At 60.2% G+C, this 15600-nt stretch carries 15 protein-coding genes and 1 other RNA gene; 9 read left to right on the top strand and 7 right to left on the bottom strand.

All coding sequences use genetic code 11. From position 1 onward, the window contains the following. Positions 1–38 precede the first annotated feature (38 nt). Positions 39–1400 (top strand): NCS2 family permease, encoded by a 1362-nt coding sequence (locus tag L1071_RS08830; RefSeq protein WP_246972794.1) that lies wholly within the window; start codon positions 39–41, stop codon positions 1398–1400. 97 nt (positions 1401–1497) lie between these two features. Here L1071_RS08830 and ybiO read toward each other — a convergent pair whose 3' ends face one another. Beyond that, positions 1498–3891 carry a mechanosensitive channel protein gene (gene ybiO, locus L1071_RS08835; RefSeq protein ID WP_246972799.1) on the bottom strand — a complete coding sequence of 798 codons (2394 nt, stop codon included), beginning with the start codon at positions 3889–3891 and terminating at the stop codon, positions 1498–1500. Between the two features lie 344 nt (positions 3892–4235). On the opposite strand from ybiO, the gene L1071_RS08840 reads away from it, so the two are divergent. Next, positions 4236–5096: a glycine betaine ABC transporter substrate-binding protein gene (locus tag L1071_RS08840; protein WP_246972801.1), complete on the top strand. Its 861-nt coding sequence runs from the start codon at positions 4236–4238 to the stop codon at positions 5094–5096. A 186-nt stretch (positions 5097–5282) separates the two neighbouring features. Here the strand turns inward: L1071_RS08840 and L1071_RS08845 are convergent, their stop codons facing one another. The 4 genes from L1071_RS08845 to smpB form a co-directional block, all read right to left on the bottom strand. After that, complete coding sequence (locus L1071_RS08845; RefSeq protein WP_246972804.1) at positions 5283–5594, bottom strand: addiction module antidote protein; 312 nt, start codon at positions 5592–5594, stop codon at positions 5283–5285. Then, the gene (locus L1071_RS08850) at positions 5591–5929 is read right to left on the bottom strand and encodes a type II toxin-antitoxin system RelE/ParE family toxin (RefSeq protein ID WP_246972814.1); all 339 of its coding nucleotides are present in this window, start codon (positions 5927–5929) and stop codon (positions 5591–5593) included. Before L1071_RS08850 ends, L1071_RS08845 begins: the two co-directional genes overlap by 4 nt. 456 nt (positions 5930–6385) lie before the next feature. Beyond that, positions 6386–6765, bottom strand: a transfer-messenger RNA (tmRNA) gene (gene ssrA / locus L1071_RS08855). A 120-nt stretch (positions 6766–6885) separates the two neighbouring features. After that, positions 6886–7359 (bottom strand): SsrA-binding protein SmpB, encoded by a 474-nt coding sequence (smpB, locus tag L1071_RS08860; RefSeq protein WP_246972817.1) that lies wholly within the window; start codon positions 7357–7359, stop codon positions 6886–6888. Between the two features lie 129 nt (positions 7360–7488). Between smpB and L1071_RS08865 the strand changes: the two genes are divergently transcribed. Both L1071_RS08865 and L1071_RS08870 read left to right on the top strand, forming a co-directional pair. Next, on the top strand, positions 7489–7929 hold the full coding sequence (locus L1071_RS08865; protein ID WP_246972819.1) for a type II toxin-antitoxin system RatA family toxin: 441 nt from the start codon (positions 7489–7491) through the stop codon (positions 7927–7929). Next, positions 7916–8236 (top strand): RnfH family protein, encoded by a 321-nt coding sequence (locus tag L1071_RS08870; protein WP_246972822.1) that lies wholly within the window; start codon positions 7916–7918, stop codon positions 8234–8236. Before L1071_RS08865 ends, L1071_RS08870 begins: the two co-directional genes overlap by 14 nt. Positions 8237–8252: 16 nt before the next feature. On the opposite strand, the gene L1071_RS08875 is transcribed toward L1071_RS08870, so the two are convergent. After that, on the bottom strand, positions 8253–8675 hold the full coding sequence (locus L1071_RS08875) for an outer membrane protein assembly factor BamE (protein ID WP_425531235.1): 423 nt from the start codon (positions 8673–8675) through the stop codon (positions 8253–8255). 87 nt (positions 8676–8762) lie between these two features. On the opposite strand from L1071_RS08875, the gene fur reads away from it, so the two are divergent. Beyond that, on the top strand, positions 8763–9215 hold the full coding sequence (gene fur, locus L1071_RS08880; RefSeq protein WP_040239960.1) for a ferric iron uptake transcriptional regulator: 453 nt from the start codon (positions 8763–8765) through the stop codon (positions 9213–9215). A gap of 107 nt (positions 9216–9322) precedes the next feature. Here the strand turns inward: fur and recN are convergent, their stop codons facing one another. Next, complete coding sequence (gene recN / locus L1071_RS08885; protein ID WP_246972846.1) at positions 9323–10999, bottom strand: DNA repair protein RecN; 1677 nt, start codon at positions 10997–10999, stop codon at positions 9323–9325. 186 nt (positions 11000–11185) lie between these two features. Between recN and grpE the strand changes: the two genes are divergently transcribed. The 4 genes from grpE (at position 11186) to L1071_RS08905 (ending at position 15578) form a co-directional block, all read left to right on the top strand. Beyond that, positions 11186–11818: a nucleotide exchange factor GrpE gene (grpE, locus tag L1071_RS08890; RefSeq protein ID WP_246972853.1), complete on the top strand. Its 633-nt coding sequence runs from the start codon at positions 11186–11188 to the stop codon at positions 11816–11818. Positions 11819–11947: 129 nt separating this feature from the next. Then, positions 11948–13882 (top strand): molecular chaperone DnaK, encoded by a 1935-nt coding sequence (gene dnaK, locus L1071_RS08895; protein WP_246972859.1) that lies wholly within the window; start codon positions 11948–11950, stop codon positions 13880–13882. Positions 13883–13972: 90 nt separating this feature from the next. Continuing rightward, complete coding sequence (gene dnaJ / locus L1071_RS08900; protein ID WP_246972865.1) at positions 13973–15112, top strand: molecular chaperone DnaJ; 1140 nt, start codon at positions 13973–13975, stop codon at positions 15110–15112. A 175-nt stretch (positions 15113–15287) separates the two neighbouring features. After that, complete coding sequence (locus L1071_RS08905; RefSeq protein WP_246972868.1) at positions 15288–15578, top strand: DUF2218 domain-containing protein; 291 nt, start codon at positions 15288–15290, stop codon at positions 15576–15578. Positions 15579–15600: the final 22 nt, after the last annotated feature.

The following is a 15600-nucleotide window of genomic DNA, read 5'->3' on the forward strand; positions in this document are numbered from 1 at the left end:
TCCTTCATGACAACAATGACACACATAGGAACGACATCATGGCGCAGACTCCCCACCGACGTGCCGCCACGTCATCGACCCCGCAACAGGACGGCGCCCTGGAGCGTTACTTCGGCATCCGCCGCTACGGCTCGACCCTGCGTACCGAGCTGTTAGCGGGCCTGGCGACTTTTCTCGCGGCGATGTACATCATCGTGGTTAACCCCTCGATCCTGAGCGATGCAGGCATTCCCTTCTCGGCGGGACTCTCGGCGACCGTCTTGATCAGCTTCCTCAGCAGTCTGGCGATGGGGTTGTACGCACGTAACCCTATACTCGTCGCGCCCGGCATGGGCATGAACGCGCTGTTCGCCTATACCCTGGTGCAGGGGGCGGGCCTGCCTTGGCAAGTCGCGCTGGGCTGTGTGTTCTGGTCGGGCGTACTATTTGCGCTGCTGGCATTTTTCAACGTGCGCAAGGCGATCGTCGAGGCGATTCCCGATTCGCTGCGCTACGGCATCACCTGCGGCATCGGGTTATTCATTACCTTCATCGGCTTCAAGAACGCCGGCTTCGTCGTCGACGATCCCGCTACGCTGATATCGCTAGGAGCGCTGGATCCGGCGCTGATCACCTTCATCGCCGGGATGCTGCTGACGGCGGTTCTGGTCACGCTGCGTGTCAACGGCGCATTGGTGCTTGGCATCGTCATCACCACACTGGTGGCGATACCCATGGGACGCCTGTGGGGCACGGATGTGATCGTGGCGTGGAGTGGTTTGGCGGCATGGCCGGATTTCAGCGTCATGTGGCAGGTGGATCTATGGGGCGCACTCAAGGTCGCCTATTGGCCGTTCATCTTCGTGATGCTATTCACTAACTTCTTCGATGCGCTGTCATGCTTCTTGGCGCTCTCGGAAGCCGCCGATCTCAAGGATGACAACGGCCAGCCGCGCAATCTCAAGCGCTCAATGACCGTGGATGCCTTCGCTTCGATGATCGCCGCCCCGTTGGGCACCAGTGCTGCGCAGACTTTCATCGAGTCCGGGGTGGGCGTTGCCCAAGGCGGACGCACGGGGATCGTCGGCGTCGTCTGTGGTCTGCTGTTTCTGCCGTTCCTGTTCCTGTCGCCGCTGTTGTCGCTGGTGCCGGCGATTGCCACCGCGCCGGCATTGGTCATGGTAGGGGTCTTCATGCTGGCACCGGTGGGGCGTATCGAGTGGCAGAAGATGGATCAGGCCTTCCCCGCGTTTCTGGCGATCATCGTCATGCCGCTGACGTACTCGATCACGCTGGGCATCGCCTTCGCGTTCTTGAGCTTCGTGGCGATCAAGCTGTGCACGGGGCGTCTGGCCGAGATCAAGCCTGCCATGTGGGTGACGGCGGTACTCTGCGCGATCATGCTGGTGACGATGCAGTGATGTAGCCTGGTGGCTTCCGGCCGTCGACAAACCGGCCGTCGAAAAAAAGGGCCGCCCCATTCGGGGCGGCCCTTTTGCGTCGAGGTTGAGAAGAAGATCAGCGACCCTCATCCGGGTCGGGATCGTTGTCACGGTCCGGCTGAGAATATTTCTGGGTGGTCGCTTCGGACGCCTTCGCAGCGTCGGGCGTAATGTCCTGGGTCTTGGGTTGACCGGCAGGGCTGCCGTCGATATTGAAGGCCTGCTGCATGAGGCGCAGGTTGGCGGGCGGTGCGTTGCCGTCCTTTTCCTGCCCGAAATAGAGCGTGGTGTGCGGGAACGGAATCTCGATGCCGGCAGCGTCGAAGTACATCTTGACCAAGCGGTTGTAGGCACGCCCCACGCCCCACTGATCGCCCGGCGTGGTCTTGATGATCACACGAATGTTGACCGAGCTATCGGCCAGCGCGATCACACCTGCCACGCTGAGCGGCTCAAGCAGTTTGTAGCCGTGCTCGCTTTCCTTGAGCGCGTCGAAGGCGGCCTGCAACTGCTCGATGGCATCGTCGATGTTCTCGCGATAGGCGATACCGTATTCGCCGACGTGGTTACCGAATTCGCGCATGTAGTTGGAGACGGTATCCACCGAAGAGAACGGCACGATGTGGTAGGTGCCCGAGAGATCGCGAATACCCACCGAACGGATGCTGATGCGTTCCGCCGTCCCGGTGGTGCCGCCTACGGTGACGACATCGCCGGTATTCATGGCGTTCTCAAGCTGGATGAATACCCCGGTGATGACATCCTGTACCAGCTTCTGTGAGCCGAAACCGATGGCCAGGCCGAGGACCCCGGCACCGGCGATCAACGGGCCGATGTTGATACCAATTTCGGCCAATATGATCATCGCCGTCATGGTGATCAGGGCGATCGCCAGGGCGTTGCGGAACAGGGACAGCAGTGTCTTGGCGCGGGCCGAAGGTTCTCCGGCGCCGGCATCGGCGTTCAAGCGATGCTCGATCAGGCTGGCAAGTCCGATCCAGGCGGCGATGGCCACCAGCAGGATGATGATCACGTTCAGCGTAGTGCCCACGGTATGAGCGCCGGCCTCGGAGGCGTACCAGGCGGCGAGGTCGAAGACCTGCCAGGCGCTGAGAACGCACATTGCCACGATGATCAGAATGACCGCGCGAATCACCTTGAGGGTGGTCGGCACATAGGCGTTGAGACGCTTTTCCAGCAGCGGCAGGCGACGCTGGATGTCTCCGGAAAGGCTAATGCGGCGACCGATCAACTGGGTGAGTACCCCCGAGACCAGCATGCCGATGCCGACGATGATGACGGTCTTGAGCGTGGCCAGCAGTACGAAGGGTAGGGCGGTCTCCGGGTGCAGTACGGTGACGGCGAAGACCACCAATGCATAGGCCAGGGCCAGGAGGTGCCAGATGCGTCCCAGTAGGCGTAGCGCGAAGCGTGTGGCGCTCATATCCGCGTTGTCGGCGCGTTGCATTAGGGCATCGCGTAGCGGTATGCGGTGTTTGAGGATCACCGTGGCAGCGTAGATCAGCGCGAGTAGCATGATCAGCGTGCCGAGTCCCTGACCGAGCGCCGGCGAGAGGTTGTAGTTGATGATGGGAACGGCCACCAACATGCCATAACCGATGAAGCCCGCCAGGCGTGCGAGAAAAGCGTTGCAATACGAGGCTTGTGGCGAGGCGATGGGCATCAGGCGCAGGCCATCGTAATGCGACGAGAACAGCATGCGCAGCGCGGCCTTGAACAGCTCGATCATCAAGAAGGCATTCAGGAACAGCGAGAAGCGCGTTTCCATGCTGCCCGCCTCGCCAATAGCGAAAGTCGCCACCAAATTGCCAACGAGATAAGCCAATATGACGACGACGACATCCACGATGGCGGCCAACACCACTGCGACGATGGTACGCAGCAAGGCGCTTTTTTCGGTGCGCTGCGATGACCATTGGCTGAGCTTGCCAAACAGCGGCGATGCAAGACGTCGCAGGACGAACAACGCTACGAAGGCGCCGATGACTACCAGTGCGAAGTTGAGCGCGGCGATCAGGAACGCGCCTGTATCGAAGCCGGGCCCGCTGGCGCTGGCATCGCTACTGGTGAACAAGCCGACCAGGGCTGCGCCTAGGCTCTTGAACTGACCGCCCAGATTACCCGCGATATGACTGGTGGAGTCGGCCAGGCGGCGAGGGAAGGAGACCTCCTCAGCCGTCTGGCTGCTGGGTGCCGCGTCGGCGATTTCCTCGGGAGAAGATGCGCCTTCGACATCCAGGGCGTTTTCCTGAGCTGCCTGGGCACGTAGTTGATCGATGATCGTCTGTCGGGTCTGCTCGTTCTCGAGCATGTCGGCCAGTGTCGAATAGGCGGGGGAGTCGCCGTCCGTGGGCGTCGCGTCCTGTTGAGCCAGGGCCGGCGCCATCACGAATAGCAGACACAGCAACAACCAACGGCTGAGCCACGTATCGAGACGTAGAGTCGGCACGCGGGAACCTCCTTGTAAGAAATGAGTGGCACGCAGCCACATCGTTCATGATGAATTTGCTATCAATACTAACACTAGGTGGCTCGTTGCCGAGCGTCGAGCGATGCATGCAGCGTTTCGCCGGCCAAGTGTCGCGCATGAGTCATGGGCCACCGTTAGCATGATGATAACGGTTGCATGCTTTTTTGTACCATAATTGTACGAGTCAGTATTGTCGTGAACTTTAGTCATACATGGAAGGAATCGGCTTGATGGCGTTGCCTCATGCACGGCAGCGCCTCGATTTGCATCGACTCCCGCTTCTCGGCATGCTTGAAGATACACTTCCAATAAAGGGAACTCTCATGATTCAGCCATCGATGCGTCTCGCCGGACTGGCCTTGATTGCCGGTGCTGGTCTGGCGGCCTCCACTGCGCAGGCTCAGGACAAGGGCACCGTTAATCTATCGTATGTCGAGTGGTCTTCTACGGTTGCCTCTACCAACGTGATGCGGGCCGTGCTCGAACAAGCCGGTTACGAGGTTGAAATGTCCTCGCTGTCCGCCGCCGCCATGTGGCAGTCCGTGGCGACGGGTGATACCGACGCTTTTTTGGCCGGGTGGCTTCCCACCACGCATGAGGATTACTACGCTAAACTTCAGGACCAACTGGTCGATACGGGTGTCAACCTGGATGGCACCAAGTTGGGGCTGGTGGTTCCGGCCTATAGTGAGGTCGATTCGATTGCGGATCTCAATGAGCACGCCGAGGACTTCGACAACAAGCTCACTGGTATCGACCCGGGCGCTGGGATCATGCGTCTTACCGACAAGGTCATCGATGAATACGACCTTGACCTGAGTCTGCAAAGCGGAAGCGGTGCCACCATGACGGCAGCGCTGAAAAGCGCCATCGCTAACGATGAAGAGATCGCGGTGACCGGTTGGACGCCGCACTGGATGTTCGCGCGCTGGGATCTCAAGTACCTGGATGACCCCAAGAATGTCTATGGCGGCGCCGAGCAGATCCATACCATCGTGCGCCAGGATCTCAAGGAGGACATGCCGGAGGCTTATGCCATTCTGGATGCCTTCGAGTGGACCGCCGAAGACATGGGCGAAGTCATGTTGATGAACCAGGAAGAAGACTCCGATCCCTACGAAAACGCCAAGCAGTGGGTCGAGGACAATCAGGACATGGTCCAGGAGTGGCTGCCAGACGCGTAAGCCACCTCGGCTAAGCCCAAGGCCACTTGGTCCTGAAACGAAAAAAGCCAACCCCTCAGGGTTGGCTTTTTCGGTGTTTGGTGGAGGCGGGGTCCAATTGAAAGTGTGTATATATCGCCGATATGGAAGGGTTATTCTGTGGGCTTGCGAAAATATGCCCCCAGATACGCCCCCATACAAAGCATGCTACCCGGCTTGACGCGAAGAGGTCAGGTCATGGAAATGCACCCCTGTCGCTTTGATAACGGCGGTCATGGTTCTCAGGGTCGGATTTCCCTTGGGAGACAGCGCCCGGTACAGGCTTTCCCGCGATACCTTGGCTTTCTCCGCGACCGCAGCCATGCCGCCTTGGGATTCGACCACATGGCGCAGGGCAATCAGAAAAGCGGTCTCCCCGCCGTCCTCGTCCAGCTCATCGAAGGCGGTCCGCAGGTACTCTGTGGCCATGGCCGGGTCTTCTCGCAGCATCTCGATCACGGCATCGTCGTGGCTTTTCATCTTCGCACTCTCCTCCGGTGGTCGGCCAGAAACGCCTTGGCCTGTTCGATGTCGGCCTGCTGGCGCTTCTTGGTCCCACCGATTAACAGCATCACCAGGCGTCTGCCCACCTTGGCGTAATACACGCGGTAGCCAGGGCCGTAGTCGACTCGCAGCTCCAGCACGCCATCACCCACGGCTTTGGTATCGCCAGCATTGCCAGCAACCAAGCGGTTGAGGCGTGTCAGTACGCGCATGGCAGCCTGACGATCCTTGCTCTTGGTAGCATCCAGCCAGGTTTGGAAGGGATCATGGCCGTCAGCGGTGAGGTAATGCGTCAGCTCAATCATTGCCATTATTGTAGCCTAAAAGCTACAAAAGGGAATGGGCGCATTCGGCATGTCAGCCTGGCTGGCGAATACGGGTGCGGCGTGGGGATGGGACGCTCCATCGATGAATCGTTCCACGCAGAAGTCATTCAGTACCTCACGTCGCGTGTGGTGATGCAGGAAAGGCAGCTGTACATTCACACACGGCCTGCCTGCCAGCTTTCCGCAGCGGCACCTCGTGGCGTGATAGTAGCCATGTGCCCCAAACTCTGCGGCAATATCTCCTCTGCTTGCGTCCCTCACTCTCTGCCATTGCCCGTGTGGCGGTTTTCCTGCCGATCTGATGGGGCGCTATGACGATATGTCCCCAAAGATAGTGATATTACAAGGTATGGGATGATATGTCCTGACAACAAAAAAGGGCCCGAAGGCCCTTGTTTGCTGGTCTCGTGACACTTTCTGATATGCCCTGAAACCCTTGTTTGGTGGAGGCGGGGGGAATTGAACCCCCGTCCGCCGGTACTCACCCATCGGCTCTACATGCTTAGGTCCGTCTTTTAGTTTAGCGCCTCTGGCTCCGACGGGCAGGATCCAGCGACGCGATTCCTCTAAGTTTTAGCGGCTGACGCGAGGACAAAGCCAGCCGCGATCCCATCAGTCTGAGCTCGTATCCCATCGGTGATGAATGGGCACATCACCTCCGGGCCGGACTAGAAGCTAGCAGTTGTTACGCTGCCAGCGCGCCCTGAGCATAGTTGTCGTCGTTTGCGACTATTTAGTCGTAACGTTTGATTTACGAGATACGTTACGCTCTCGGCATGCACCTCAGGGATTGTCACCGGCGTCGAAGCCATGTCGCCCCCGTTCAGCTTACAGTCTAACAGGTTGGGATGCCTTGAGGCTAGTTCAACCCCATCGCCACGGCTTTTCGTGCCTAGGCGTCTGTTTCTCGATGCGCCTTTCTCAATGCGCCCTTGCCGCGTTCAGTGGGCGCGCATGATGCGGGCCTTTTCACGATTCCAGTCGCGGGCCTTTTCCGTGGCGCGCTTGTCGTGCATCTTCTTGCCGCGCACCAGAGCGAGCTCGCATTTGACCAGGTTCTTCTTCCAGTACAGTTTCAGCGGCACGCACGTATGCCCCTTGTCCTGGGTGCGCGAGAAGATCCTGGCGATCTCCTTGCGATGCAGCAGTAATTTGCGTGTACGCGAAGGGTCCGCCACCACATGCGTGCTCACGGTAGTGAGCGGCGTGATATGACTGCCCAACAGCCAAGCTTCGCCATTCTTGATCAGGATGTAGGTATCGGTGAGCTGTGCCTTGCCGGCACGCAGGCTCTTGACCTCCCATCCAGACAGCGACAACCCAGCCTCGAAGGTCTCGTCGATATGGTATTCGAAGCGAGCCTTCTTGTTCTGCGCGATGGTGCTCGAGCCTATATTGCCCTTTTTCTTGGCCATGGAACCTCTACATTACGATGCGCCGAATCCGCTGCCCCATGAAATGGGGTAAGGCGTGATATCATTCAAGGCCTTGACGTTAACCTTCCATCATACGCGCACGGCGCAACAAAGTCAGCGGAGTGGTGAATGCCTACGGTCAACCGGTCTGCCTTGGTAAGACATTCATGCAAGGCGATGTTCGATCTGGTCAACGATTTCGAAAGTTACCCTGAATTCTTGCCGGGATGCCGTCGTGCACGGGTCATCGAGCACGAAGAGGGGCGCTATCTGATAGGTGAGATGACTCTGGCCAAGGGAAGCGTTGAACAGACGCTGGCCACGCGTAACGATCTCTATCCCTACGAGCGCATTGAGCTATCCTTGGCCGAGGGGCCTTTCAAGCGCCTCAACGGTCGCTGGCTGTTCACACCGATGGGCGAGTCGGCCTGCCGGGTGAGCTTGGAAATGGAATTCGAATTTTCCAACCGCCTGTTGGGAATGGCGTTTGGCAAGCTTTTTCAGCAAGTGGCCGGCCAATTAGTCGACGCGTTTACGCGTCGCGCGGATGCGCTTTATGGTCGCCAGTGACACCGATGCGCATACGCGCGTCAACGTCGAGGTCGCCTTTGCGGAGCCTCATCGGCAGCATGTCATTGCGCTCACGGTGCCATCGGGGACGTCGGCGCGCGACGTGGTCGCAATGGCCGACCTGCCGGCCCTGTTTCCCGAGCGCGGGACAGACTTCTTCAGTCATGCGCCACTGGGAATCTATGGGCAGGCACTGCGTGAGCCGGACCGGCATACGCTAGTGGAAGGAGATCGCGTCGAGGTCTATCGTCCCTTGGTGGTCGACCCCAAGCAAGCGCGTTTGGCGCGGGCTCGGGGAGACGACTGAGCAAGAGGCGACGCGGTTACTCTTCCGGTGCGTAGCTGGGGCCTGCAACGGGGGCGTTGTCGCCTGGACCGGAGCCTTCCACCGCCGGGCCGGGGCCACTCTGAGTCGAGAGGTCGACATTATTCTCAATGTCGCCTTCACGCTCGATGTCGGCCAGCTTGTCGTTCTGGAAGGTCAGCGTCACGCGCTTTTCTTCCACATCGCCATAGGCTTCGTCGAGGTAGAAGACGTAGTCCCAGCGATTCTCGTCGAACGGGCCTTGCAGTAAGGGGCTGCCCATTACATAGCGTACCTGCTCCTTGGTCATGCCTGTCTCGAGTTGCGAGACCATGTCCTGGGTGATGAGATTGCCCTGCGCCAGGTCGCGTTTGTAAACGCCGACGTAGCTGCACCCGCTGACGAGCGCCAGGGCGACGGAAAAGGTGACTGTTTTAATCATGTTTTGCATTTGCGCCTATCATTCACTATCGTTGCCTGGGTTGATCATACCTGACCTACCACGATACTGCGAAGAGCAACCGCAACCATGGCCGATCAGAACCATGAACTGCGCAAGGCGGGGCTAAAAGTCACCTTGCCGCGTGTCAAGATCCTGCAAATTCTCGAAAGTACGCAGGACCAACACCATCTAAGCGCCGAGGATGTCTACAAGGCTCTGCTCGACGCAGGTGACGATGTCGGTCTGGCAACTGTGTATCGTGTCTTGACTCAGTTCGAGACGGCGGGGCTGGTGATTCGTCACAATTTCGATGGCGGGCATGCCGTGTTCGAATTGTCGCAGGAAGAGCACCATGATCATATGGTGTGTCTGGAAAGCGGCGAAATTATCGAGTTCTTCGACGACACCATCGAGCGGCGTCAACGTGAGATCGCCGAGGAGCACGGTTTCGAGCTCGTCGACCATGCTCTGGTGCTCTACGTACGCCCCAAGGGGTCCAGCGTGACACGCCAGGAAGGCTCGGGGCCCGGCAAGAAGTAGCCTGAGTAGCTAGCGTGCACCGATGACGAAACCGGCCTTCATGGCCGGTTTCGTCGTTTCGTGCCCCTCGTCGTCGAGCACGGCTATAGAGTTGGAGCCAGGTTGGCTCAGTGCTGGGCGTGCTGGCTTGCATCGAGCATTTCGCGGGCGTGCGCCAATGTACGATCAGATAGTTTGACGCCACCGAGCATGCGGGCCAATTCGCGTACGCGTCCGGCATCGTCGAGCAGTGCCATGTGCGTCAGGGTCGTATCGTGTTCGGCGCGCTTTTCGATATGCAGATGATGATGCGCCTGGGCCGCGACTTGCGGCAGATGCGTCACGGTCAGGATCTGTCCCTGGGCGCCGAGTCGCCGCAGTAGCTGGCCGACGATTTCCGCGATGGCGCCGGATACGCCGACATCGACTTCATCGAAGACCATGCTGGGAGCGCTGCTATGCTGCGCGGCGACGACCTGGATCGCCAGGCTGATGCGCGACAGCTCGCCGCCCGACGCCACCTTGCTCAGCGGGCGTGATGGCTGGCCGGGATTGGCGCTGATCATGAAACGGACCTGGTCGAGCCCTTCGGCCTGAGGTGTCTCGCGCGGCGAAATGGCAACCTCGAAGGTCGCTTTGCCCAGTCCCAGGAAAGCCAGTTGCGCCTGCACGGCCTCGCCGAAGTCGCGCGCCGCTTCGAGGCGTGCCTCGCTGATCGCCCGTGCCTGCTCTCTATAGGCATCGCGGGCCTGCTCCACTTCTTCGCTGAGCGCTTCCAGATCATGCTCGCCACCTTCGAGGCTCGCCAGTTCGTTGCTCAGGCGTTGATGCAGGCCGCGCAGTTCCTCGGGCATGACATGGTGCTTGCGCGCGATGCGATGCACTTCACCGAGGCGGTTCTCGACTTCCGCCAAGCGTTGAGGGTCGAGCTCGGTGGTGTCGACGAAGCGATGCAGCTCGCGCGCCGCCTCTTCGATCTGGATCTGCGCTTCGCCCAGCATGGCCAGGGCATCTGCCAGTTGGCGTTGGGCCTTTTCGGGGGCGTTTCCCAGGCGGGTGTTGGCGTGATGCAGCAATGACAGCGCGCCGTGCTCGTCCTGATCGCAACAGTCGGCGGCGAATTGGGCGTCACCCAGGACTTCCTCGAGATTGGCCAACTGAGTCTGTTCGTCTTCCAGCGTTTCCAGCTCACCTTCAGCGAGTGCCAGTTGATCCAGCTCCTCGACCTGGTAGCGCAGTAGCTGACGCCGTGCCTGGACTTCATCGCCGCTTTCTTGCAGATCGCGCAGTCGCCGTCGGCATGCTCGCCAGTGGTGAAACTGTTCGCCGAGGGTCACCACGGCCTCGGTCTGGCCGGCATAGGTGTCGAGCAAGCGTAGATGAGTTTCTTCGCGCAAGAGCGCTTGATGGGCGTGTTGGCTGTGAACTTCGATGAGGTGTTCGCCGAGCGCTCTCAGGTCGCTCACCGTAACCGGTTGGCCGTTGATCCAGGCCTTGGAGCGCCCCGAGGCGGTGACGACGCGCCGCAGCAAGCACTCCTCTTCTTGCGGTAGTTCACGCTCGGCGAGCCAGGCGCGGGCGTCGGTGAGTCGGGCGATATCGAAGCGCGCACTGATGTCTGCGCGTTCGCAGCCGTGGCGCACACTGCCCACATCGGCGCGTTCTCCCAGGCATAGCCCCAGGGCACCGAGCATGATCGATTTGCCGGCACCGGTCTCACCGGTGATGGCGGTCATACCGTCGTGAAGGTCCAGATCGAGGCGCTCGACGATGGCGTAGTCGCGAATGGCAAGCTGTATCAGCATGAAAACCTCCGGGCGTCGGAAACGAAGCTGATCTCTGTGTGTTTATACAGTAGTTGGGTGAGGGCTTCAATTGCCAGTCACTGTAGGCGATATGGGATGACTTGAGATCGTTCATCGCATCCCCATATAGGAGGCAATCGCTTATTAGATGCGGCTTCGGGCCGCGCCAGCTGTCAGGAGAAACTCATGGCCAAAGACTCGCAGACCCCGACCGAGGAAGAGTTGGCTCGCGCTGAGCGCGATGCCGAACCCCAGCCGGACGACACCACCGGAGACGATGCTGAGCTCGAAGGTGTCGTCGAAGATATCGAGGCTAACGAGGCTGATGCCGAGGCGCTCGAAAACCCGGAAGCCGACGCGCTTGCTTTGCGTGTCGAAGAATTGGAGCAAGCCTTGACGGAGTCCAAGGACCAGGCAGCGCGCGCTGCCGCCGAGGCGCAGAACGTGCGTCGTCGCGCTGAGCAGGATAGCGAGAAGGCACGCAAGTTCGCCCTGGAGAAATTCGTCAAAGAGCTGCTGCCGGTGGTCGACAGCCTGGAAAAAGCACTGGAGTCGATGCAGGAAGGCGCTAGCGAGGTGCATCGCGAAGGGGTTTCGATGACCCTGAAGCTGCAGCTCGATGTGCTTAACAAGTTCGGTGTGGAAGCCGTCGATCCGCAAGGCGAGCCGTTCGACCCGCAAGTGCATGAAGCCATGACCATGGTGCCCAACCCCGAGGTTGAGCCCAACACCGTGATCGAGGTCATGCAGAAGGGGTATCTGTTGAATGGACGCCTGGTACGTCCGGCGATGGTAGTCGTCAGCCAAGCCGCCAATTGATGTGGCAGGGGAGGGATGTGACGCCGAGCCCTTGAAAGGCGTGATCCCACCCCCCAAATAGACGAACAACGAGGCGGCGATGCCGCCGACGAACACGAAACAGTCAAGCAACGATTTTGAGGTATTCCAATGGGACGCATCATCGGTATTGATTTGGGGACCACCAACTCCTGTGTTGCCATCCTAGACGGCGGCGACGCGAAGGTGATCGAAAACGCGGAAGGCACACGTACCACGCCCTCCATCATCGCCTACACCGACGATGGTGAGACGCTGGTCGGCCAGGCTGCCAAGCGTCAGGCCGTGACCAACCCCAGCAACACGCTGTACGCGATCAAGCGCCTGATCGGCCGCAAGTTCAAGGACGATGTCGTCCAGAAAGACATCAAGATGGTGCCCTACACCATCACCGAGGCCGATAACGGCGACGCTTGGGTCGAGGTCAAGGGCAGCAAGTTGGCTCCGCCGCAGGTTAGTGCGGAAGTTCTGAAGAAGATGAAGAAGACCGCCGAGGACTATCTCGGTGAAGAAGTCACCGACGCGGTGATCACCGTGCCGGCGTACTTCAACGACAGTCAGCGTCAGGCCACCAAGGATGCCGGTCGCATCGCCGGTCTCGAAGTCAAGCGCATCATCAATGAGCCGACTGCGGCGGCGCTGGCCTACGGCATGGACAAGGCGCGTGGCGACAAGACCATCGCGGTCTATGACCTGGGCGGCGGTACCTTCGATATCTCCATCATCGAAGTGGCCGATGTCGATGGCGAGACCCAGTTCGAAGTGCTGGCCACCAACGGTGACACCTTCCTGGGTGGCGAAGACTTCGATCTCAAGCTGATCGACTACCTCGTGCAGCAGTTCAAGAGCGATTCCGGTATCGACCTGTCCGGCGACAGCCTCGCCATGCAGCGTCTCAAGGAAGCCGCCGAGAAGGCCAAGATCGAGCTGTCCGCGGCTCAGCAGACCGAAGTCAATCTGCCGTATATCACCGCCGACAACACCGGGCCCAAGCACCTTAACGTCAAGATTACCCGGGCCAAGCTCGAGTCGCTGGTCGAGGAGCTGGTCAAGCAGTCGCTGGGTCCGTGCAAGACCGCGCTGAGCGACGCCGGCCTGTCCGCGTCCGAGATCGACGATGTGATTCTGGTCGGTGGCCAGACGCGCATGCCGCTGGTGCAGTCCAAGGTGGCTGAATTCTTCGGCAAGGACGCTCGCAAGGACGTCAACCCGGACGAAGCCGTGGCCGTTGGCGCGGCAATCCAGGGCGGCGTGCTGGGCGGCGACGTCAAGGACGTGCTGCTGCTCGACGTCACGCCGCTGACCCTGGGTATCGAAACCCTGGGGGGCGTCATGACGCCGCTGATCGAGAAGAACACCACCATCCCGACGAAGAAGACTCAAACCTTCTCGACCGCGGATGACAACCAGACGGCCGTGACCATCCACGTGCTGCAGGGTGAACGTAAGCAGTCGGGCGGCAACAAGTCGCTGGGTCGTTTCGACCTGGCCGACATTCCGCCGGCGCCGCGTGGTGTGCCGCAGATCGAAGTGGCGTTTGACTTGGATGCCAACGGTATCCTCAACGTCTCCGCCAAGGACAAGGCCACCGGCAAAGAACAGTCCATCGTCATCAAGGCCTCCGGCGGTCTCTCCGACGAAGAGATCGACCAGATGGTTGAAGATGCCGAGGCGCATGAGGCCGAGGACAAGAAGTTCGAAGAGCTGGTGCAGCTGCGTAACCAGGCCGACGGTATGGTCCACGCCGCGCGCAAGACCCTCGAAGAAGCCGGCGACAAGGTCGAGGCCAGCGAGAAAGAGCAGATCGAGACCGCGATCAGCGAGCTCGAGGAAGCGACCAAGGGCGACGACCAGGAGCATATCCAGGCCAAGCTCGACGCGCTGACCGAAGCCTCCGGCAATCTGGCGCAGAAGATGTACGCCGAACAAGGCGATGCGAGCGCCGAGGGTGGCGAGCAGCAAGCCGACGATGGTGCTCAGAAGAAAGAAGACGACGTGGTTGACGCCGAGTACGAGGAAGTCAACGACGACCAGAAAAAGCAGTAACCACGACGTCTGATGCTCGCATGACGGCAGCGCGGGGGATGTTCTCCCGCGCTGCTGTTTGCGCAGCGCCGACACGGAGGCGGACCATCCATGTCCAAGCGTGACTATTACGAAGTATTGGGCATCGACCGGGGAGCCGATCAGAAAGAGATCAAGAAGGCTTACCGTCGACTCGCCCAGAAGTACCATCCGGATCGCAATCCGGATGATGACACCTCGGCGGAGAAGTTCCGCGAGGTGTCCGAGGCTTATGAAGTTCTCGCCGATGAAGAAAAACGCGGTGCCTATGACCAATTTGGCCATGCCGGCGTCGACGGCCAGGGGGGCGGCGGCTTCGGTGGCGGTGGCGCCGGTGCAGGCGGTTTCAGCGATATCTTCGGCGATGTGTTCGGCGATATCTTCGGGGGCGGTGGTCGCCGCAATCCAAACGCGCCTCAGCGTGGCGCCGACCTGCGCTACAACCTCGAGATCGATCTCGAGGACGCCGTGGCCGGTACCACGGTCGATATCCGCGTGCCGCGTCACATCGCGTGTGAGCATTGCGATGGCGATGGCGCCGAGCCGGGCTCCAGCAAGGAGACTTGTCCGACCTGTCACGGTCAGGGTCAGGTACGCATGCAGCAGGGCTTCTTCGCCGTGCAGCAGACCTGCCCGACCTGTCATGGTGCCGGTCAGAGCATCAAGGTGCCATGCCGCAAGTGCCATGGCGAAGGGCGCGTGCGCGAAACGCGGACCTTGTCGGTGAAGATCCCCGCTGGGGTCGATACCGGTGACCGGATTCGTCTCAACAACGAGGGTGAATCGGGGCTCAACGGCGGGCCGCCGGGCGATCTGTACGTGCAGGCGGCGATCAAACCGCACCCGATCTTCGAGCGTGACGGTCGCCACCTGCAGTGCGACGTGCCGATCAACTTCATCGACGCGACGCTGGGTGGAGAGCTGGAAGTGCCGACCCTGGATGGCCGGGTCAAGCTGAAGATTCCGCCGGAGACACAGACCGGCAAGATGTTCCGACTCAAGGGCAAGGGCGTCAAACCGGTACGCGGCGGCCCGCCCGGCGACCTGCTGTGCAAGGTCGTGGTAGAAACGCCGGTCGACTTGAGCGAGGAACAGAAGGACCTGCTGCGCCGCTTCCAGGAAAGCCTGGACGGCAGCAACAGCCACCACTCGCCGAAAAAATCGAGCTTCTTCGACGGTGTGAAGAAGTTCTTCGAGGATATGAAGCCGTAAGCGAACCTCGGCGTTTTCTCCTCAGCCCCCGTCATGGCAGACATGGCGGGGTTTTGTCGTTAAGGAGGGGGCGGTCGTAGCATCAGCGCCCTCGAACGCTTCGTTGCGTGGAAGGTGTCGCGACGCATGCCATAATGCGGATGTCATTAGAATGCTAACAGACTGTGGAGGCCTTATGCCCGAGTCCCACGCCGTCGTGTCGACGACATCCGGTTCGCGTTATATCAACCGCCTGTGCAAGCACTGGCAGCACAAGCTGAGCGTTGCCCACGATGAGCACCAAGGGCGCGTCACATTCGATGGCGGGGTGTGCCACATGCGCGCCGAAGCAGATGCCTTGCATCTTCAACTGACGGCCGAAGATGCGGCGACCCGCGAGCGCCTCGAAGAGGTCGTGGCGGTGCATCTCGAGCGGATGGCCAGCCGTGAAGCGCTCGATATTGTCTGGACGCCCGCTGTGTCTTGATGCCGACGTGGCTTCATCCATG

The organism is Chromohalobacter sarecensis (assembly GCF_023061135.1).
In the GTDB taxonomy this organism is placed as follows: domain Bacteria; phylum Pseudomonadota; class Gammaproteobacteria; order Pseudomonadales; family Halomonadaceae; genus Chromohalobacter; species Chromohalobacter sarecensis.